We start from the raw sequence: 18,987 nt of genomic DNA on the forward strand, positions 1-18,987 counted from the left end.
TCTTTCAAGTTGCTTCTTTGTTGGCTGCACTCACTCACCCCAGTCACATAGTTATCTATGCTCCCGGGGATTCGCTCCCTTGCCGCCGCGATGCATCTTGAAATCCATAGGGTATAGATGGATTTTTAACGTTAGGTTAATAGTAACAGCCGGTTCAACCGGTTGTTGATTTATTTTCTAAGTTAATATCTACAATGTGTATGCCATCCTGCCATTATTATTAAAGGTTAACAGTGGGTTTGCATGATTTCGTTATATCGTTGCTGGTCCCGGTACATTTGTAGATAGACCTGATATTTGGCCTGATGAAATGAAAATGTCTCTTTTTCCGGTTTGATAATGCTGCCATCACGTACCATCGATTTCGCCGCTTGAGCGAAGTCTGCAAAGGAACCACAAGCAACGGCGCTAAGCAAAGCAGAGCCAAGATTGACAGCATCCTCTTCCTGAGTGAGATGGATTTCGCGCCCGGTAGCATTGGCATATTCACGTAACCATAGTGGGTTTTTAGTTGCGCCGCCACACATAACTAGCCTGTTTATCTTATGCCCTGCTTCTATTAGTGCATCAATAATATGGCGGGTGCCATAAGCGATAGATTGCAGCGTTGCCAAGTAATGGCGGGCCAGAGCATCACGACTATCTGCCAGCGTCATCCCGCTTACCATTCCCTTAGCATTAGGGTTTGCCCTTGGTGAACGGTTGCCGTGATGGTCACTTAAAATATGAAGTTGTGCGGTCGGGTATTTTTCTTGCTTTTCTAACTGTGCGACAGCTTCATTCAGTAGTTGGTAGTAATGATGACCAGATCCCTCGGCTTCGGCTTCTAGATCTGGCCAACTATTATGTTGACGAATTGACCACTCAACTAATGCACCAGCGGCGCTTTGCCCACCTTCGTTGAGCCAGTAACCGGGTAGCATTGCACCGAAATAGGGTCCCCAAACTCCTGGAACCATGACAGGATGAGGGCTGACAATCATATGGCAGTTTGAGGTGCCGCTAATAATGACCAGGCTGCCCTCTGGATAGGCGCCAGCCAGTGCCAATCCGCCGGCATGAGCGTCAATAATACCACCGGCGACGATAACTCCGGTGTGCAGCCCAAAATCTTTAGCCACTTCAGCGGTCAGGTAGCCTGCTTTTTCGCCAAGTCCAATGATGGTAGACGGAACTTTATTGGTTAAATCTTCTAACCCCACATCAAAAAGTAGTTTGTCGCTGAACTGTTTTTGATGAGCCAGATAGTTCCATTTACAAGTGATCGTGCAGATGCTGGCTACATCAGCGGCAGTTGCTTTCCATACCAGAAAATCAGCTAAATCAAAGAAACGCCATGTATCTTGATAACGTTGAGGAAAGTGGTTTTTTAGCCATAAGATTTTCGGAAGTTCCATTTCAGGACTGATTTCACCACCTACATAGCAGAGTGCTGGGTCATTGGTTTGATTTATCGTGCTGGCTTCCTTGATTGCACGATGATCCATCCACATGATGATATCGTGTTCAGGATTGCCATTTTCAGCAACAGAAAGAGGACATCCTTCTGTTGCTACCGCGACTAATGAACAGGTGGCATCAAAGCCGATTGATTTAACATCAATAGGATTAATATTTGCCAATGCAATAGTTTCTCTTACTGTTGCACATACTTGCGCCCAGATATCAGTAGAAGATTGTTCAACAAAATCAGCTTTTGGATGAAATTGTTGGATAGGGCGAGCAGAGAATGCGTGTCGTTTGCCGCGTTGGTCAAAAACCGCAGTACGGACACTGGCGGAGCCAACATCAACACCAATGAAAAATTGTTGTTCCACCATGAGGTTCTTCCCTTATTCATTAATCTAAGTTGATAAAATGAGTTGAGTGGAACAATAACACAATGAGGTTATTCAATTATTGTGAAGCTGCTCGAAAAAGATTTGCTGATTTTATGATGATAAAAAAATATCACCTATATTTTCTATTGCCCTTTTGATTGACGCAATAAATCCATTCCAGAATAGTGGTTTGTTTAAAACGAAAAACATGAGAGGTAGAGTGAGCAAGATATTTTCAGAAAAATCGCTGACAATTTCTACGTGATAATTTTTTCTTAAAAAAATCGATTTTAAAAATAATAGTAATTAGTTCATTAATTAACCAAAGACGGGGTGTAAAGGGTAATATTTTGTTGTTTTACTTTAATTAATTGAAAGAATCAAATGTTCAAGTAAATTATTTAGATTAAGGAAGTGATTTATATGTAAATATCTTTTAATGTATTTGGCGTGATAAATTTTTGAACATTCTAATCTTAAAATTCTATCGAGTGATATCACTCACAAGTATTAAATCTTTTTCCATTTTTACGAAATTTTTTCTCGCATATTTTCTGTAAATATTCTTTATTAAGTTGCTGCGCATATGTTGTTATTTTGTTATGAGATATCCGAGGGAATATATGGGATTAATCACAGAATGGCTGAGTGCTATTAACGGGATAGTATTGGGAGTACCGATGATGGTCGGTCTTCTGGGGGTTGGGTTGTTCATGCAGCTCCGTCTCTCTTTTCTGCCTATACGTAAATTGGGAACGGGTTTTAAATTACTATTTGAGCGTAATCATCAGCGGGGAGAAGGGCAGATATCGCCATTTAATGCATTGATGACTGCGCTTTCTGCCACTATTGGGACAGGTAATATCGCGGGTGTAGCTACCGCGGTTGTCTTGGGAGGACCAGGCGCACTGTTTTGGATGTGGATAACCGCATTAGTGGGTATGGCAACCAAATACTCAGAGGCGGTGCTGGCAGTCCGTTTCCGTGAGGTTGACAAAAACGGTCACTATGTTGGCGGCCCCATGTATTACATAAAAAACGGTTTAGGTAAAAAATGGGCTTATGTAATCATATTTAAACATTAACGGTCATTGTTAGTCATGAAAATAAATTTAATTAATTGATATTAAATAATTATTTATTTTTGCTGAGGCTGCCTTAATCAGTGATAATCATAAATGTCCATATTGTGTCATGAAAATTATGTACATGCTGGTGTACATAAATTACATTAAGGGCTGTATTATTTTTGAGGAAATTAATATGGCAATTACTGATTCATGGCTGCGTTCAGTCAGCGGCAAACCCCAAGAAAAAATGATCACTAAGTCCGATAGAGACGGTCTGTCTGTTCGCGTCACTCCCAAAGGGAAGGTTATATTTCAGTTTAGATATCGGTGGGATGGCAAAGGGGACCGAATAGATATCGGTACTTATCCAGCAACGAGCTTAAAAGATGCTCGTGACTCGGTGATTTCTTATCGCGGAGAACTGGAGCAACATCGTAATCCCAAAATAGTTAAGAGAGTTCGAAAAGAATCTGCATTGAGCGCCGTAACAGTGGAAAAGCTTATCCGGGAATGGTGGAAAACGACAATGCAAGGTTCAAAAATTAACGCTGACCAGATATTGCGTTCTTTCGAAATTCATGTTTTCCCCAAAATTGGTAAGCTACCTCATGACGAGGTAACACTGCATGTCTGGCTTACTTTAATCGAAGAAGTCGCAAAGCGGACTCCATCAATAGGAGAGCGGATATTGACATATTCTAAAACTGCGCATAGATGGGCGGTTCGGCGAGGAATGACCCACGCAACTCCTTTGTCTGATGTTATATCCAGTGATTTAGGTGGAAGAGGCACGGATACTGATGTAGCTGATATCGATACCGATATGGGAGAGAGAACGTTAAGCGAAGAGGAATTGGTAGTTTTATTTAGTATTATTGATGCCCCTAAATATAATCCACGCAACGCGTTAATAATAAAATTATGTCTGTTATTTGGGTGTCGTATTGGTGAATTACTGAAAGCTAAAGTTAATGATTTTGACTATGAGAAAAATATTTGGACTGTTCCCCCTGCAAACCATAAAACAGGAAGAAGATCCAAAAAACCGCTTATTAGACCAGTTATCTCAGAAGCCAAGAAATTAATAGAGCAGGCAAAAAAATTAAATCACGGTAGTGAATACTTATTTACTGTATTTGATGGCAAACCCTTTGCTCTGGGGTCATATCGGAATATCATTGAGAGACTTAACAAAAAGATGGCCCCCTATTTTAATCCCTATATACGTTGGTCAATTCACGATTTGCGCAGAACAATGCGCACAGGGGTTTCTGAATTAACGCCGCCTCACGTTGCTGAAACGATGATTGGTCATAAATTACCGGGGATATGGCAGGTGTACGATAAGCACACCTACCTGAATGAACAAAAGGAGGCATATGAACGCTGGTGGGCGAAGTTGACTAAAATTGTTTCCCGTTCTCCCAGTCCTCAATGTCTTTCCTAGAGAAGCTGTTTTCTTTCCCGCGAAATCTGGGTTTTGGGAAACCTTCTTTTTTCTGTTTCCCATCCCCACACCACGTTCTGATGGTGTGGGGTGTAACCCGTAACTTTTTAGCTAGCTCGCGTGTAGTAATGTATTCAGACTCTTCAACACTCATTTCTCACCTCTTTTCTTCATTGCTTCTAATAAGATATCCTGTACTTCCCGTTTTGAATTGCGCCGTTCCATGACAATTTCATCCATCGTGCCGCTTGCAATAATATGATGTATCCAAACGGGACGGTTGTAACCGGCTTGTGCCTGGCGGGTTGGCCCGATGCGCTCGATGATTTGCTGGTATTGCTCCAGATCCCACCAGTGCGAAAAGAACACTAGAATGTTGCCGCCATCCTGTAAATTGAGTCCGTGCCCTGCGCTGGCCGGATGAGCAAACAAAACTGGGATCTTTCCAGCGTTCCAGTCTCTTAAAGTTTTAGGATCGTCATCAAGATGGCGCCCACGCGGAAATGCTTTGAGTAACCGGGTTAAATCGTGCTTAAAGTGATACGCCACTAAAACAGGCGTTCCACAGGATTCATTGATAACGCTGTCAAGTGCCTGTAATTTAGCGTCGTGCAGTTCTGACCAATTACCGGTGTCGTCGGTATAGATAGCGCCACTCGCGATTTGTAAACATTTCATGGTCTTGGCGGCGACATTCGGCGCTTCTACGTCGGTACCTCCAATCTCTAAAAACATTTCCTTTTCCATTGCTTTATATTGCTTGAAGGCTTTATCAGGCATTGCCACACGAATTACGTTATGTATCGGCTCTTTGATATCGAACCAATCAGAGGCGTCTAGTGAGATTGTCAGGTCGCATAACGCGGCTTGCATTTGTTCTTGCGCATAGGGCCGGGCTTCAATTCTGTTGATACCCGTACTACCGATTGGAATACTGTTAAACCATCGGCTTGTAAACGCACCGAACGTGCGACCTAAGCGCTCGCCCTGATCGAGAAACCAGGCTTGTCCCCATAAATCGACGAGGCCGTTAGGGGATGGCGTGCCTGTCAGATTCACCCAACGGCTTACAAATTTGTGAGCGACCTTTGCCAGCGCTGCCGCACGTTTACCCCCATTGCGTAAACGGAAGGACTTAAGCCGTGTGCTCTCATCAGCAATGACGGTGCCAAACGGCCACTTGTTTCCTAGGGTCTGTACCAGCCAGACGAGGTTGTCATAGTTTGTTGTGAAGACACTGGCATTCGTGTTTTGCAAAGCAAGTGCGCGTAATTTAGCCGTGCCTGTGATTGTTTGTACTTCGATATTCCTAAAGTGGTCCCACTTATCGACTTCATCCGGCCATGTCGATTGCGCCACACGAAGTGGCGCTAAGACTAACGACGGGCGGGTTTCTGAACCCGCCATGTACAGATTTTCTAGTGCCGTTAACGTTGCTACGGTTTTTCCTGTACCCATCCCGGCCCACACATTTGAGCGCGGGATGTCGATCTCATGATTAATTATGAGGTCCTGATACTGTCGAGGAGTGAATGTTTGTTGCATATATGTAAGCCTCACAAATAAATGTGGCGGGTAAATAAAGGTAATAAAGAGAAGGGATGAGGTTTTTATTACTTTAAGAATGGGGACCGCAATGTTCGATTAATTAACAATCTTGTCAGGAATCTAAGCTTACGCCAAAAACGATAAAGAACGTTGCATTCTGTGCCTATCAAGTCATAGTCCTTTTCACACTGCGGACAAAAGAATAGATCGTGCGTTAATGACGCTTTGCAGCGACAACATTCTTCCCCGATCATTTCCTGAACGCCTTTATATCTGCGGGTATTTCCATTTCATTCAGTGGAATGACCGGAACATTGCCAACCGTTGAAAGTAACGTTAACATCATTTTGCAAAATAAATTTTTTTGATCCGATGTTAATTTAATTTGTGCTGTTTTTCCGTTAATGCGAACGAGCACAACAAAGTTTTCGATAGTACCTGTCATTTTTGCTTCTCCGTTATAAGGTTGTCTAATTCCATCAAAAACAGAAGGCAACAAGCCGCGTGTGCAAGATGAGAAAGATTGCTTTCGGGATCGTATTTTTCACCAGAGCGATAGGCGAAAATGTGCCGCATTAACGCGTCGAAATATCTAGTCAACCCATCGGGAACATATTTCCAACCATTGGACGAATATTTATTGGCGCCAAATTCCAAAACGCGCAGGGTTTCTATTACTGGTTGTAAAGGCAATAAACTAAATCGGTATTTACCGGCGTCATGTTTATCGTATGGCTTAAAAATTCGAGTGCTGCAAAAGTTACAAACTTTAATATGAGAGATTGTCTGGATTTGACTATGTTCACGTTTTTTACAAATCGGACATATTGCGTTAATCATTGTGCCAACTCCCTGTAAATGACTGAAACATATTTTGCCTGGTGAATCGCGTCATCTATAGCGTTATGCCGTTCTCCCTCAAATTGCATGTCGTTTTTCGGGTCGATACCGATTTTATGCCCCAGTTCAACTATCGTTCTGACATCTCTGTCGTTCCAAAAATGCCAGAAAATGGGAATACCGCAATTTTCATAAGCCGAGCGCAGAATAATGTTGTCGAATGTGGCACCGTTACCCCACACTTTTATGTCTGCATCCGTCTGAGTAAATTCACTGAGTTCATATAAAGCTGAGAAGAGAGTAGGCAGTTCACAACCATAAATTTCGCCTCTGGCTTCATCGCTTCGTTGTAACCACCACCTCACAGTATCCCCGTCTACAGTTCCGCCATAACTGATCGAACTCGCTAAATCAACGGGACTGTAAAATGTATCGCCAGTATCGCCAGTATTGGGATTAAAAAATACCGCTCCAATAGAGACGATAGCGGCGTTATGCCCTGTTCCCATTGTTTCTAAATCCAGCATTAAGTGTTCAAATTTCATCAGAGAATTCCTTCCAAATTTTTAGAATCGAGTACGAAGACCTCACAACCCAGTGCCCGTAGTTTGTCGTGCACGCGTAATTGGTCTGGTCGGGGTTGTTGACCGGGGGCTTTGCACTCAACAAATATGATGCGGCCTCCGGGGAGTATAACGAGTCTGTCAGGCACGGAACGCCGACCGGGTGATGCGAATTTGTAAGCGATGCCTCCGATTTGTTGCACGGCTTTGACGAGATGCTTTTCAATACGGTCTTCACGAATGTATGCCATAACATCACCTCTTTTTCTTTTTGAGTTTTTCCCTTTCAATTTGCATCAGACAAAAGTCAGCGCGGTGTTCACTCCATGTTTGATTTAATGGGTTGCGAGAAAAGCGGTTGGCTTTAGACCAGGCTTGAGCAGCCTGTCTATACTCGCCCTCTCGCTCAAGCTGAGCCGCTTCATGCGCAGCCCGTAAATAAAGCGGGCTGTCACGATATTTGAATGCCATAAAATTATCACTCGCTGATATTTAATTATTTGTATTAGTCTTTTCTGTAACGATGGGCTTTAAACCCACCGGCATTAAGCGGCAGATTTAAATCCCATTTTTGATTTGATTTTAAACCCAATAAAATAATTGGGTTTTTAGATAGAGTGCTAGCTCATTGCAGCGAGGAATATACATTCGTGGCGTGCAATTGCCTCTTCTGCATCTTCCTCGCTGCCGAATTGATTTGAGAGGTCACTCACCGCGGCATCGTGTGCTTTTTCGAGCTTGCGGATGCAACCAATCAATTTTTGAATGTTCGCCGGGGTGCAAAGCGCAGTAAATTCTGTATCTGGCTTTTCTTTAGCCAAAGCAATGTTGAACTTTTCAATGAGTTTATCGACATTCATTTATATTAATCCTTACGATAGTGATAAGCTTCGAATCCCCCCGCATTAAGTGGTAAATCCTCCGCCCAATCTGGGTTAGTTGAAAGCAGGCTACTTAAATGCTCATGGGTAAAATCTGGGGTATCTTGTGCTTCTGTTAATACTTCATCATGTACAGTCAACACTATATTGTACCCGGCTTCTTCAATGTGCGGCATGTTAGATGCAAGGACATCACGAGCCGTAGCTTGCGTCACATTCTCTACTAATTTACCGCCGTAAGTGTGGAGTCGTTGCCATTTACGAGAATAAGTGTTTACCCCCATATAACTGATCTTGCCGTCATTGTTGGGGGATGGGTAACAGACAGCACGTCCAGACGGTAGCTGAATACGTAACCAATTACCGTCACGCCTGATTTTTAGCATGCGGCACTGCAACGTAACTTTAGGCATTGCGATAGCACGCTTTACAGTTTCTTCCAGTTCATACCAAAAAGACGCTGTAGCCGGGTGCGCGTTGCGCCACATTCGCTTAAGCGAATCGCATGTAATAAAAACACGCTCAGTTAAACCGTATGTTTTGTTCTGCTCTACCGACTTCTGATACCAGCTCAACGACTCTCGTTGGACGTTAACAGGGATGTTAGCTAAAGCTGCATCTGCAAGGGCTTCTAAGTCTAAGCTATACACGGCGGCAAACGTCAGAAACGCGCCGACACCGCCACCGTAACCTAAACCCAGTTCCATGACTTTCCCGATCTGGCGTTGGTCTTTTGTAACGTCATCCGGCTGGATATTGAAGGCCCGTGCGTAGGCCAGCTTGTAAAGGTCGTGACCGCTACCTTGGTCAAAATCCCGAAACGCCTGAATTTTCCAGTCTTCACCCGCCAACCATGCCAATACGCGACCTTCGATATTAGACAAATCGCTTACAACCAGTTTTTTATTCTTGGGCGCGATAATACAACCGCGCAATGCGGAACTGGTCAGCTCCATAACGTTATCGAATAACAAATCTGCGGCACCGGCTTTTAGTGCGTCGATACCAAAATCAATAACGTCTTGCTTTAGCACAGGTCGCGGGAGGTTCTGCGGCTGGAACAATCGCCCGGCCCAACGACCTGTACGCGACGCGCCACAAAATTGCAACGTACCGCGCAAGTGTCCATCCCGGTTTACTCCATTTACCAACGTCTTATATTTACTTGTACTCGTTGTACTTGCTTGTAAACGAATTGCGAGCAGTTCGCGGAGTTCAAACGGTAAATCCGGATCGTTTACCCGACGTTGCAATGTACTGGCTTGCAGGTCGGGCAGTTCAACGCCATAACCCGTAATGATATGTCGCAACATGACATCACGCTGCGTTGCTGCTTGCACAGCATCCTCAGTTAATACTTGGGTACGTTTTGCAAGCTGCTTTTGCTCTTGATTGACGGCCGTTATCGCAGCGTTGGCAAGTGTGATATCCATCCCAACACCACGATCGTTAATGAGTTGATCAAGATGCCACAATGCCAGCTCGGTGCCTTGGTAATTCCAGACGGGTAACTTTTTATGGATTTCGCGCATGGCTTCGATGTCAAGGCCCGCGTATTCAATAAAACGTTGCCATTCGTCAGGGTGGGTTTCGCGGGTAGCGCGGCGCACTTTAGAATTCTTCGGACGCGGCTTGCAGAATAGCTGTATAAATGCTTTGCCTTCTTTATCTTTGGCTTTATCAAGCGGAACATTCAACACTTCACATAAAGCGCCTAACGCGCCGGGTAAACCGTGCGCCAGCGCTTGGGCCATCGTGTCCCGCCACCTCGAAATTTTTGGTACGATATCGGGTGGCATGGTATGTCGTAAGATAGTTCTGTCGAAGTGCGAATTGTGAGCAAAAATCAGTACGCTTTCATCTATTAACGCCGCTTGAAGAGCATCAGGCATTTGCATATCACGGGTTATATCCCACACTTGCACGGGGCTATCATTAATCGCCCAGGCAAACAACATGATCTCAGCCTGTTCAGCGTAGGCATGAACGCCGCTTTTAATGGGGGTTTCGCTGTATGTTTCCAAATCCAGCCAGAGGGTTGTCATAGTGATCCCCAAAAACCCCCGGCCCTATGCCGGGGTACGTTGGTTTAAATCAGGGCTTCGGCGTCCGCTCCGGCGCTGATATCCTCAAAATCCTCGACTGATGCGACACCGCCACCGGCGAATGCGTCCCCGTCCTTTCTGAACTGAATGCCGCCGAGTGATGCTGAAATGCCCTTGCCTTGATTGTCGTATGCGAAAATTTCAATCGAAGCGTCAACATAACAGCCTGAGTAGGGGCGTCCGTCTTGCGCTGTCAGTGGGGCGCGGTCTCTGTCAATAACAAGCGGACGTGCTTTGTTGTTGGCACTGATATACATACTGCCCTCGTACCCGTCATAGTCGGGTTTTTCATCGCCGTCGCGGAAGTTAAAACGCATTGAGTTTCCGCGAATGCTCTTGAGAACGGTATCGGCTTTCGCGCCCCATTTATTTTCAGCCACTTTTTTGATCGCGGCTTCGATGCTAGCGATTAGCACTTTGTCCGCTTTCGGGATTAAAAACGTGGCGCGGAATTTAAAATCGCCCTGGCCGTTTACTTGGGTTGCTTCAAATAAATCGGGGAATGCTAAACGAACGTTAGTTAATTTCACTTTCATGTTGAAATACCTTTTTTTATTTAGATGAGAGATTCAGCGGCTTCGATATCTTCAAAGTCGTTGAGAGGATTCACGAAAAAAGATTCTCTAGGGTCAGATTCAGGTGCTATTGTGGGTTTACCGTCCGGGCGTACAATCAACCCTTCAAGTTTTTCCCATTTTTCCGGGTTTGATTTTTTAATGATTTTTTCGGCCTGCGGTGGAGTCAGCAGCTTACGTTGATACATCTCATCCTTTTTAATTTTCAGCTTCTTAAAAAGGGCTTCTGCATCTGCTTCACTACTCCATGTCCTGTTACCAGGTTTGCCTACTACAAGTTTAAAACCGGGAATATGCAGGCCGTTCTGTAGCGTTGTAAATGCGGCATCACGTACTCCTTTGCACCAGGCTTCGACCTCATCAACAACGTGCAGCATTTCACCAAGATACTGACTGTCGGCTTTTGCAAGTTGCTGTTGCGCGATTTGTAAAGCATCAGCAACAGGCATGGGGTCATCGATGGCGTCGAAATCGTTTAACAGTGACGCTGAGACATAGGCAGCTTGGGCCGGGCATTTTCCCCGACGTTTACACCAACGGCAGGTTTTTTCACCGGGTTGGAACGCGGTAGTTGGTATACTGTCCGGGCCATCCGTTGCAGCTTGTTCTGCAAGCGCAAGGACATTCGCCGCAAGGCTTTTCACGTTTTGCCCGAACTCATTCAGATTGTCGATACTACATGCGTATTCACTGACATGATTAATTCGCGGCTGGTGAATAAACATCCTGACAGTATTAAGGTCGTACAATAAACTGAACTGATCGAGCGCACCCAGTGAGTACAACATCAGTTGCGGATTTTCAAATGCATCGACTTTTTCATAGCCGTATTTCAAATCGTGAATTTGCAGTTCACCATTTTTAATAATGATGGCATCTGCGGTACCGAATGAATTTTCGATACCTGTTACGCTTGAAAAATCAACACGCTCTTCGATGAAAAGATCGCATTCCGGTGCTAAGTTCCAGATAGTTTCGACATACTCACCGACATAATCAACCATTGTCGGATCGACTTGTGGTGTTCCCGCTTTCAGCAACGGATACGTGCCTAAGTAGTCGGCAGTGTTCAGACCGTAAGTTGCCGCTTGAAGACGGTTTCTAAGTACACATTCCGCTAATGCGTGAGCCGCAGAACCTTCTTGTGCGTTAGATGTTGTTGTATCGGGTTCAAACTGTTCTATCGCCAATGCAGCGGAGCAGTTAAGCCAGCGGTGTGCGCTGGATGGAGAGAGTTTCGCATGAAGTTCAGGCATGGCTACCCCTCCAGTGCTGCTTTTGCCAATGCTACGACTTCCGAGATATTTTTTTCCGCAACCTGGCTTAATTTTTTAGCATCAAATTTTGCTAAGATATCAACGGCTTCACTACGATACCCGTTTTTAACGAGCTGTAAAATTAGTGTTTCAGCCTCTTTAAGAAGCGTTTTGGGGTCAATTACAGGTTCTGGTTCCGGCACCTCGTCGTCCGCTTCTGGCGTGGGTTCTTCATCGTTGCCAACATCCATGTGGGCTTTTCCTTCGCTTAGCAGCTCTAAGGCGAATTCGCGGCGTTCAGTGATACCCGGGATATCATCCCAGTTAGCCAGAATTTCAATGCACAGATCGATTAAGCGGGAATTACTGAGCGCTTTTACTTCTGGTAATCCCTGCAACGCCGCATCGAGCGCGTCAACTTGCACGTTCCTTGCTTTTCCTGTCGCTTCAACAACATCTTGCGCGGTGTGAACTTTATCCGCAGTGATCGGGTGAACGTTATCTTTAAACAATACTGCGAGTGCAACGATTGTTTCGAAGCTGATAGCATCAACGTTAACGGGTGTTGCTTCCGCTATAACGGAATTTTCGCTTTTCTTTGTACGTGTCGGCTTAGTATCCGGTGTGAGTGTATTATTGCTTAGCGCGGCCAATAATTGTGTTAACAACACGTTCTGTTGTTCAAGTAACGTATTATTTTGCTGCAATGATGTTTCTAAACTCATTGTTTTTATCCTTATCAGATATAAAGAATAATGGGAAATTGAGTATTCGGATTACGAGCTAATTCCGCGCGCTTACGTAACCAGCGTAAACGGCGAACAGCATTGTTCGCCGGGAATTTTTCAATGGGAACAGGCTTGGCTTTTAGCATAGCTAAATCCTCTGTATTTTTTGTGAAAGCGGAATGAATAAAAAGAACTAAAACTCACCCTTATTTATTTTAACAAGCGCGTCAAAATGTTGGTGAGCAGCTTCTTTGGTTAAATGAAGAACACCGATTTTAAGGTAATACTCGTCAACACTATCATTATTCCATCTGTACTTTCTCACCGCGCTTAAATCAAATATGAAATACTCATCATTATGTTTTAATTCATAATCAACAGGCTTCGGAAAACTTACTTTACCGATTTTTATCATTTCTGGTTTGCGGCGATAAATAACATCTTCATACCAGCTTGGATGACTTGCTAGCGTACTAAATTTTTTACAACCTTCACCCTTAAATTCCCACAGCAGCCACGGTTCATTTGTTTTCAAAGCGTCTTGTGCATATAAAGCCATATTTTTAGCATGTATATGTGCAGTCATGTTATTTACCTTTTACTTTAATTACACTGTAACCATTGGTTTCTAAATAATTAACAATATCTTTCTCGCCAATTATTTTTAGTATATCCTCACAATCAATGTCGTTAATCATTCTTTGCAAATTTTCTTCATTTACGCGCGATACTTCAACTGATATTTCACCAGCAGATGATATAATTCTTACGTCTTTACACAATATTTCAAAACTGTAAGTGTTTCGTATGTTTGTCATATTATTTACCTTTTACTTTAATTTGAATGTTACTATCAATAAACTCGATACCGTATTCTTGAAACAACAATAAAAACCAGTTGGATAAAGCTACTATGTCAATTCTGTAGCATTGTTGCAGTTCTATGAATTGTTCATTTCTATCGCGAACAAGCGTTTTTATGATTTCATTGAATTCAGTTTGAGATAATTTTATTTCAGTTTTCACAGTTTACTCACAATAATTTAAATATTATTTCAATTAAGCCTATGAATGCCAATCCCCATAAAGTTCCTTTAGCAAATTCTTTTGAGAAGGTTTTTAAAAATAAAATCTTCATTCCTCTATCTCAGGCGGCCGTGGTATCATCCAATGTGTCACTTCTGTACCATGCTTTTCTATTATATCATTGAAATATGAAGCGCCATCACATTCTATATAATCGTGGTGTTGACGCCATTTGGATATATTTGAATCATAAAATCCATAAACCATTTCGTCGTAGTTGGTATACATCAATACGTCTTGTTCCCTTAACGGTAAGCTATCATCAACGCTAATCCATCTCATAAATATACCTTTATTAAATAGCATCCGTGCTGGTTAACTATAAATTTTTCCACTCAACAAAATTGCGGTAATCATAATCTTGCCCGAAGCATACTGAAACACACTGACAGATTGTTTCTTCTTGTCCGTTGATTACTATTAAGCCTTTGCCGATGAATTTCCCAAATAACGCTCTTTGGTCTTTCGCTAACATTTTTCCTTCCCATGTTGAAAAAATTGAACCAGTTTTTTCTAATAAGAATAGTGCTAAATTAGCGGAGTAATCTGTTTTCATAATTTAACCTTCTCATTTAATAAGGGGCTTCCTTGCCAATGCTTCCTGTTGTATTCCCCGGTTTGGCAAAATGGACTTAATAAAGCGCCTTATTTGAGACGCTTTATAAATGCACTTCGCTTTGTGATTACATGATACGTTTCTCCTGTGGTTGAATTTTTGCACGACTTATCAGCTATACCGGTGCTTCATCTGTACGAGCTTTGATCGCCACGCGAACCCGTTTGCTTTCGTTCCCATTCCAGCGCTTTTCAGCTATGAAGCTTTCCGACTTGCCTGTCGTGCGGTCCAAATTGTTAAAGAGCGGTGTTGCTTGTTAGGGGGTTAAGATAAGTATTCTTAACTTTGTCATTAAAGTTAAGCAATCTAAACATGAATTGTCAAGAAGAAAGTTAAGATAAATGAATTTATTTTTTTGAGATGAAGAAAAACCCGCTATGTAAACGGGCTTATTTAGTTGGAAAGAATTAGAGAGTAACAGTGTACCAAAACACTCTACCTATGATACGAATTTCGTTTGCTTTTTCACCTATGCACTCATCATCTGCATAGTCGCAACGATTATACGAACGAATGCGTATCCCGCCAGGAACACGATATAAAATTTTCACACGGAGCATACCGCTATGCTCTATAGCATACATGTTACCGTCTTTGATAGTTGTGTTCGTAGTGTCAATACCTACAATTGCGCCGTCTGGTAATACGGGTTCCATGCTATCACCAGTGATATAGGCACATGCTGCATGCTCTGGATCAATGCCTGCTTTGAGAAGCGCAGAGCGAGCAAATCGTAATTTATTTCCTCGGTGATCAAGTTCAACAGTACTTCCTTTTCCCGTTGATAACGATATCTCTTTGAAAAATGGCATTTCTATTTCATCCTCATTGAGTTGTGTTTCCTCGTCACTCCCACAATCAAATGCCGCGATTACACTTGCATTTGCAACGATTTCAGGGGGATTATTTACATCGGTATCCACTCCCTCAAGTAACCAATCCACTGTTACACTTAACTCTCTAGCGAGGTTAACTAGATTTTTGCCATTTGGTGCAGTTACACCGGATTCCCATTGTGAGATTGTCGCTTTTGTTACGCCTATTCGCTTTCCTAGGGCTTCTTGCGTAATTTTTTGCTTCAGTCTTGACTGACGTATTCGTTCGTTTTTCATGTCATTGCCTCATAATTAGTTTAGATAGCTTAACTTAAATGTTGTAACGTTGTCTTGACTTGTTCGTTTAGTTTTCTTAACCTTACATTTGACTAAACATTCCAAGGAAGCCGTGATGAAGAAAATAGACGCTATAGCGCTGGCGGGTAGTAAAGCCAAATTGGCGCGATTGCTAAAAGTCTCAAAAGGAGCTGTTTCACAGTGGGGAGAGGATATCCCCGAGTTAAGAGCATTACAGATCGAGAAATTACTAAAGAATAAAAAGCATTTGTTAAATCATAAAGAGGCGTAACGGCATGCAGATACGCTACTCACGGGGCATGAATGCGGTTGATGTACAGCCTCTTCCACTATCTGTACCCGATTTTGATACGTTTGAACATACCGTTCTAACGGATAAAACCGCTATTGGTGTTAACGATAGCGACGACAAAGCCATACTGATTAAGAAAAAGAAACGCTTACCGTATATCTGGCGTTATCCCATTGATAGCGCGGTCGGCAGAGTGGCAACTAACGTCGCTGAATGTTGTTACCTTTCTCTTGACTTAGATGGTACGACAACAGAAGGGTGGGAGGCAGTAAAAGCCTTTCTTATCGATTTCAGAGGCTTTGCTTACACGACTGCCAGTCATTTACATCACGCGGCGGAGGGTAAACAGCGCTGGCGGATTGTGCTAGCCGCATCTCGCGCCGTTTTACCCGATGAGCTGCTACGCGTTGGTAGTGCATTTGAAGCGCTATTGATGGACAGCTACGATTTGATTTGTGATGCACCGATTATTTGGGACCGTCGCGTTTACCAGCCTTCACAAATATTGTTTTTGCCCGATGAACGTGCAGAAAACGTAACGTTTCGGGGCGTGCCCGTTGATGTCGATACTTTACTGGCGTCAGTACCGCATGACAAAAATCATGTTATTCAACCCACTGGAGATAGCTTTGACAGGGAGGTCAAGTTACATCAGCTTAACGACCATGTTTTTGACGATTTGCGCAGCGCATTGTGGCATCCATCGGTACTTACCCATGCCGAAACTTATCCTAGCTGGGTAGACATGGGTAATCGATTAGCCTGGTTCAAATTTACAGAATACGAAGACCAGGCACGGGGTTTGTGGCTTGAATGGTCCGCTACGGCAACGAATTCAGATCCAGATTCCGCCGCGGCTAAATGGGATTCTGACGCATTACGCGCGGAGCGTACCGAGTTCACATCAATCTTTGCACTGGCGCAAAAAGCCGGCTGGAAAAACCCGGCGACAGAACGCGGGATGCCGGTTGCCGTTGGTGAGCAGGATTTCGACGTTATCGAAGCGGATGACGACGAACCCGCGCCCTTGCCCGCGCTAAAGCGTGATAAGTACGGACAGATTGAATCAACGATTGATAATGTCGCCAAAGCCGTAGCACGGCCCGATTTTTGCGGCTTACAAATTCGTTTTGACCAGTTTCGTGATGAGATCATGTTTACGCCAAGAGGGGTTGAGCAATGGCAAACTTTTAGTGATGCAGATTACTCACGATTACGCATTACCTTAGAACAGCGAAGTTTTAAGCCAGTCGGCCGGGAGTTAATCAGGGATGTCGTGCTGTTAACCGCCGATGAGCATCCTTTTGATTCCGCGATTACATGGCTGAATACATTGAAATGGGATGGTACACCCCGCGTTGAGCATTTTTACCATACCCATTTCGGCGCCGAGAATTCGCAATATACCCGGGCGGTTTCAATGTATATGTGGACCGCGCTAGCCGGGCGTGTGATGTGCGCAGGTTGCAAAGCCGACATGGTACCGATCCTTGTCGGTGCGCAGGGTTGCGGTAAATCAACTGGCGTTGCGGCGTTGTCACCCGATCCTGAATTTTTCACCGAAATAGCTTTAGGCGAAAAAGAAGATGACCTTGCGCGAAAAATGCGTGGCCGACTGGTGGGTGAAATCGGTGAATTACGCGGACTTCATACAAAAGAACTTGAAGCCATCAAAGCGTTTATTTCTCGCACGCACGAAAACTGGATACCTAAATACCGGGAGTTTGCCACCCAGTTCCCTCGCCGTATCGTGTTTATCGGTACCACGAATCAGGATGAATTTCTAGCTGACGATACGGGTAACAGGCGTTGGCTCCCCGTCAGGGTGAAGAAAGTCAATGTCGATGCAATACGCGAAGACCGATTGCAGTTGTGGGCTGAAGCGAGAGAACTGTTCAACCAGTCGGGGGTTGCTTTTCAAACCGCGGAATGCCTCGCTACCGAAGTCCACGAGCAGTACATGATTAAGGACGTATGGCTGGAAACCGTCATCCGTTGGCTGGATGAACCTGACGTAATGACAGGGGAAAAGCCTCGTGACCGGGAGTTTCTACGCGCAAGTGACGTTTTGCGAGAAGCACTGAACTTTGACACTTCGCGTATCGGTAAGCGCGAAGAGATGCGGATAAGTGGCGTTTTACAAAATTGTGGTTACAAACGTATACAACGTCGGGTTGATGGAAAAAAATGTAAGGTTTGGGAAAATATGGAACCCGCTGGAACCACCGGAACCACCTTTTAATAAAGATTTTTGTTATAGGGACGATTTTTGCGAAGAATGCTGGGGTTTATGGAACCACTTGGAACCACCTACATTTTTGAGGTGGTTCCACTATAAGGCGCATACAGTATGGATTGGAACCACCGGAACCACCGGAACCACCTTTTAGTAAAGAACCCCATTATATATATAAGTAGCTTAAAGGATAACAATAGGAAAATAGCGGGTCCGGTGGTTCCAAAGAGATAATTGCATTTAAAATCAATAAATTAAGGTGGTTCCAGGTTATTAAAGAGGTGGTTCCAATTCTGTATGCACGAACGCGAGACGATGTAAACCGCAGCAAATCGAGAAAACTACATAAAAATACAGGTGAAAAGCAATGCGAGATATTCAACAAGTACTTGAAAGATGGGGATGCTGGGCGAATAACTTCACCGGCGTGGGCTGGTCGCCTGTTGCCGCTGGCTTTAGCTGTCTGCCACGTGTTGTGCATTCACAACGAGAGCCGTCGTGCTCTGACGCAGACGGTTTAATCATTGACATGTGCATCGCCCGCCTGCGCGTGATTGACTGCGCAGACGAGCTTGACTGCATCGAGCGGTACTACATGTATGGCTGGTCAAAGCGTTCCATTGCGCGTCATTTGGATTGCAACGAACGTGAAGTCAGGCGCATGATGCAAGTCGCTGAAAGCTTTATTGCCGGGTGCATTGAGATGCTTGATATTGAACTTGACATGGACCATGAAGTTAATACGGAAAAGCCTTGTGCGGCCCGCAAAAACTGTGTTAATATGTAAAAAA

24 protein-coding genes and 1 pseudogene are annotated in these 18,987 nt (G+C 43.9%); 5 read left to right on the forward strand and 20 right to left on the reverse strand.

All coding sequences use genetic code 11. The features are described 5' to 3' along the window. Nucleotides 1-227 precede the first annotated feature (227 nt). Nucleotides 228-1,817 carry an FGGY-family carbohydrate kinase gene (locus EAE90_RS00355; protein ID WP_214052020.1) on the reverse strand — a complete coding sequence of 530 codons (1,590 nt, stop codon included), beginning with the start codon at nucleotides 1,815-1,817 and terminating at the stop codon, nucleotides 228-230. 626 nt (nucleotides 1,818-2,443) lie between these two features. Between EAE90_RS00355 and EAE90_RS00360 the strand changes: the two are divergent. Beyond that, a pseudogene (locus EAE90_RS00360) lies at nucleotides 2,444-2,887 on the forward strand (alanine:cation symporter family protein); the annotation flags it as partial. 196 nt (nucleotides 2,888-3,083) lie between these two features. Continuing rightward, nucleotides 3,084-4,337 carry a tyrosine-type recombinase/integrase gene (locus tag EAE90_RS00365; RefSeq protein WP_214051775.1) on the forward strand — a complete coding sequence of 418 codons (1,254 nt, stop codon included), beginning with the start codon at nucleotides 3,084-3,086 and terminating at the stop codon, nucleotides 4,335-4,337. Here the strand turns inward: EAE90_RS00365 and EAE90_RS00370 are convergent. The 19 genes from EAE90_RS00370 to EAE90_RS00455 form a co-directional block, all read right to left on the reverse strand. Beyond that, nucleotides 4,294-4,491, reverse strand: a complete 198-nt coding sequence (locus tag EAE90_RS00370; protein WP_214051776.1) for a helix-turn-helix transcriptional regulator — start codon at nucleotides 4,489-4,491, stop codon at nucleotides 4,294-4,296. The two genes, EAE90_RS00365 and EAE90_RS00370, sit on opposite strands and share 44 nt — an antisense overlap. Next, on the reverse strand, nucleotides 4,488-5,882 hold the full coding sequence (locus tag EAE90_RS00375) for a DEAD/DEAH box helicase (protein ID WP_214051777.1): 1,395 nt from the start codon (nucleotides 5,880-5,882) through the stop codon (nucleotides 4,488-4,490). Before EAE90_RS00375 ends, EAE90_RS00370 begins: the two co-directional genes overlap by 4 nt. A 253-nt stretch (nucleotides 5,883-6,135) precedes the next feature. Next, nucleotides 6,136-6,330 (reverse strand): hypothetical protein, encoded by a 195-nt coding sequence (locus EAE90_RS00380; RefSeq protein ID WP_214051778.1) that lies wholly within the window; start codon nucleotides 6,328-6,330, stop codon nucleotides 6,136-6,138. Beyond that, nucleotides 6,327-6,725 carry a dATP/dGTP diphosphohydrolase domain-containing protein gene (locus EAE90_RS00385; RefSeq protein ID WP_214051779.1) on the reverse strand — a complete coding sequence of 133 codons (399 nt, stop codon included), beginning with the start codon at nucleotides 6,723-6,725 and terminating at the stop codon, nucleotides 6,327-6,329. The genes EAE90_RS00380 and EAE90_RS00385 overlap by 4 nt, the downstream gene beginning before the upstream one ends. Then, nucleotides 6,722-7,270, reverse strand: coding sequence for a 3'-5' exonuclease (locus EAE90_RS00390; protein WP_246550164.1), 549 nt, complete (start codon nucleotides 7,268-7,270; stop codon nucleotides 6,722-6,724). The genes EAE90_RS00385 and EAE90_RS00390 overlap by 4 nt, the downstream gene beginning before the upstream one ends. Beyond that, complete coding sequence (locus EAE90_RS00395) at nucleotides 7,270-7,539, reverse strand: PDDEXK family nuclease (RefSeq protein WP_214051780.1); 270 nt, start codon at nucleotides 7,537-7,539, stop codon at nucleotides 7,270-7,272. Before EAE90_RS00395 ends, EAE90_RS00390 begins: the two co-directional genes overlap by 1 nt. 4 nt (nucleotides 7,540-7,543) lie before the next feature. After that, nucleotides 7,544-7,759 (reverse strand): ANR family transcriptional regulator, encoded by a 216-nt coding sequence (locus EAE90_RS00400; RefSeq protein ID WP_214051781.1) that lies wholly within the window; start codon nucleotides 7,757-7,759, stop codon nucleotides 7,544-7,546. A gap of 149 nt (nucleotides 7,760-7,908) precedes the next feature. Then, the gene (locus EAE90_RS00405) at nucleotides 7,909-8,148 is read right to left on the reverse strand and encodes a hypothetical protein (protein ID WP_214051782.1); all 240 of its coding nucleotides are present in this window, start codon (nucleotides 8,146-8,148) and stop codon (nucleotides 7,909-7,911) included. A gap of 5 nt (nucleotides 8,149-8,153) precedes the next feature. Continuing rightward, nucleotides 8,154-10,214, reverse strand: a complete 2,061-nt coding sequence (locus EAE90_RS00410) for a DNA polymerase (protein WP_246550166.1) — start codon at nucleotides 10,212-10,214, stop codon at nucleotides 8,154-8,156. 44 nt (nucleotides 10,215-10,258) lie between these two features. Beyond that, nucleotides 10,259-10,810, reverse strand: coding sequence for a DUF2815 family protein (locus tag EAE90_RS00415; protein WP_214051783.1), 552 nt, complete (start codon nucleotides 10,808-10,810; stop codon nucleotides 10,259-10,261). A gap of 20 nt (nucleotides 10,811-10,830) precedes the next feature. Further along, nucleotides 10,831-12,105, reverse strand: a complete 1,275-nt coding sequence (locus EAE90_RS00420; RefSeq protein ID WP_214051784.1) for a DUF2800 domain-containing protein — start codon at nucleotides 12,103-12,105, stop codon at nucleotides 10,831-10,833. Nucleotides 12,106-12,107: 2 nt separating this feature from the next. Beyond that, the gene (locus EAE90_RS00425; RefSeq protein ID WP_214051785.1) at nucleotides 12,108-12,830 is read right to left on the reverse strand and encodes a hypothetical protein; all 723 of its coding nucleotides are present in this window, start codon (nucleotides 12,828-12,830) and stop codon (nucleotides 12,108-12,110) included. A 14-nt stretch (nucleotides 12,831-12,844) separates the two neighbouring features. Continuing rightward, on the reverse strand, nucleotides 12,845-12,979 hold the full coding sequence (locus tag EAE90_RS24190; RefSeq protein WP_262499983.1) for a hypothetical protein: 135 nt from the start codon (nucleotides 12,977-12,979) through the stop codon (nucleotides 12,845-12,847). Between the two features lie 47 nt (nucleotides 12,980-13,026). Then, complete coding sequence (locus EAE90_RS00430) at nucleotides 13,027-13,419, reverse strand: hypothetical protein (protein WP_214051786.1); 393 nt, start codon at nucleotides 13,417-13,419, stop codon at nucleotides 13,027-13,029. 1 nt (nucleotide 13,420) lies between these two features. Continuing rightward, nucleotides 13,421-13,651, reverse strand: a complete 231-nt coding sequence (locus EAE90_RS00435) for a hypothetical protein (protein ID WP_214051787.1) — start codon at nucleotides 13,649-13,651, stop codon at nucleotides 13,421-13,423. Between the two features lies 1 nt (nucleotide 13,652). Continuing rightward, nucleotides 13,653-13,859 (reverse strand): hypothetical protein, encoded by a 207-nt coding sequence (locus EAE90_RS00440; RefSeq protein WP_214051788.1) that lies wholly within the window; start codon nucleotides 13,857-13,859, stop codon nucleotides 13,653-13,655. Between the two features lie 108 nt (nucleotides 13,860-13,967). After that, nucleotides 13,968-14,201 (reverse strand): DUF551 domain-containing protein, encoded by a 234-nt coding sequence (locus EAE90_RS00445; protein ID WP_214051789.1) that lies wholly within the window; start codon nucleotides 14,199-14,201, stop codon nucleotides 13,968-13,970. Between the two features lie 37 nt (nucleotides 14,202-14,238). Beyond that, nucleotides 14,239-14,475, reverse strand: a complete 237-nt coding sequence (locus EAE90_RS00450) for a hypothetical protein (RefSeq protein ID WP_214051790.1) — start codon at nucleotides 14,473-14,475, stop codon at nucleotides 14,239-14,241. Between the two features lie 467 nt (nucleotides 14,476-14,942). Beyond that, nucleotides 14,943-15,647: an XRE family transcriptional regulator gene (locus EAE90_RS00455; RefSeq protein WP_214051791.1), complete on the reverse strand. Its 705-nt coding sequence runs from the start codon at nucleotides 15,645-15,647 to the stop codon at nucleotides 14,943-14,945. Nucleotides 15,648-15,762: 115 nt separating this feature from the next. Here EAE90_RS00455 and EAE90_RS00460 point away from each other — a divergent pair, with 115 nt between their 5' ends. From EAE90_RS00460 to EAE90_RS00470, 3 genes are all read left to right on the forward strand, one after another. Further along, nucleotides 15,763-15,939: a Cro/CI family transcriptional regulator gene (locus EAE90_RS00460; protein ID WP_149617097.1), complete on the forward strand. Its 177-nt coding sequence runs from the start codon at nucleotides 15,763-15,765 to the stop codon at nucleotides 15,937-15,939. Between the two features lie 4 nt (nucleotides 15,940-15,943). Beyond that, nucleotides 15,944-18,202: a virulence-associated E family protein gene (locus EAE90_RS00465; RefSeq protein WP_214051792.1), complete on the forward strand. Its 2,259-nt coding sequence runs from the start codon at nucleotides 15,944-15,946 to the stop codon at nucleotides 18,200-18,202. A gap of 361 nt (nucleotides 18,203-18,563) precedes the next feature. Next, a complete protein-coding gene (locus EAE90_RS00470) occupies nucleotides 18,564-18,983 on the forward strand; it encodes an antiterminator Q family protein (RefSeq protein ID WP_214051793.1) in 420 nt (139 codons plus the stop codon). Nucleotides 18,984-18,987 lie beyond the last annotated feature (4 nt).

Origin of the sequence: Photorhabdus caribbeanensis (assembly GCF_018448885.1) — a bacterium.
GTDB lineage: Bacteria > Pseudomonadota > Gammaproteobacteria > Enterobacterales > Enterobacteriaceae > Photorhabdus > Photorhabdus caribbeanensis.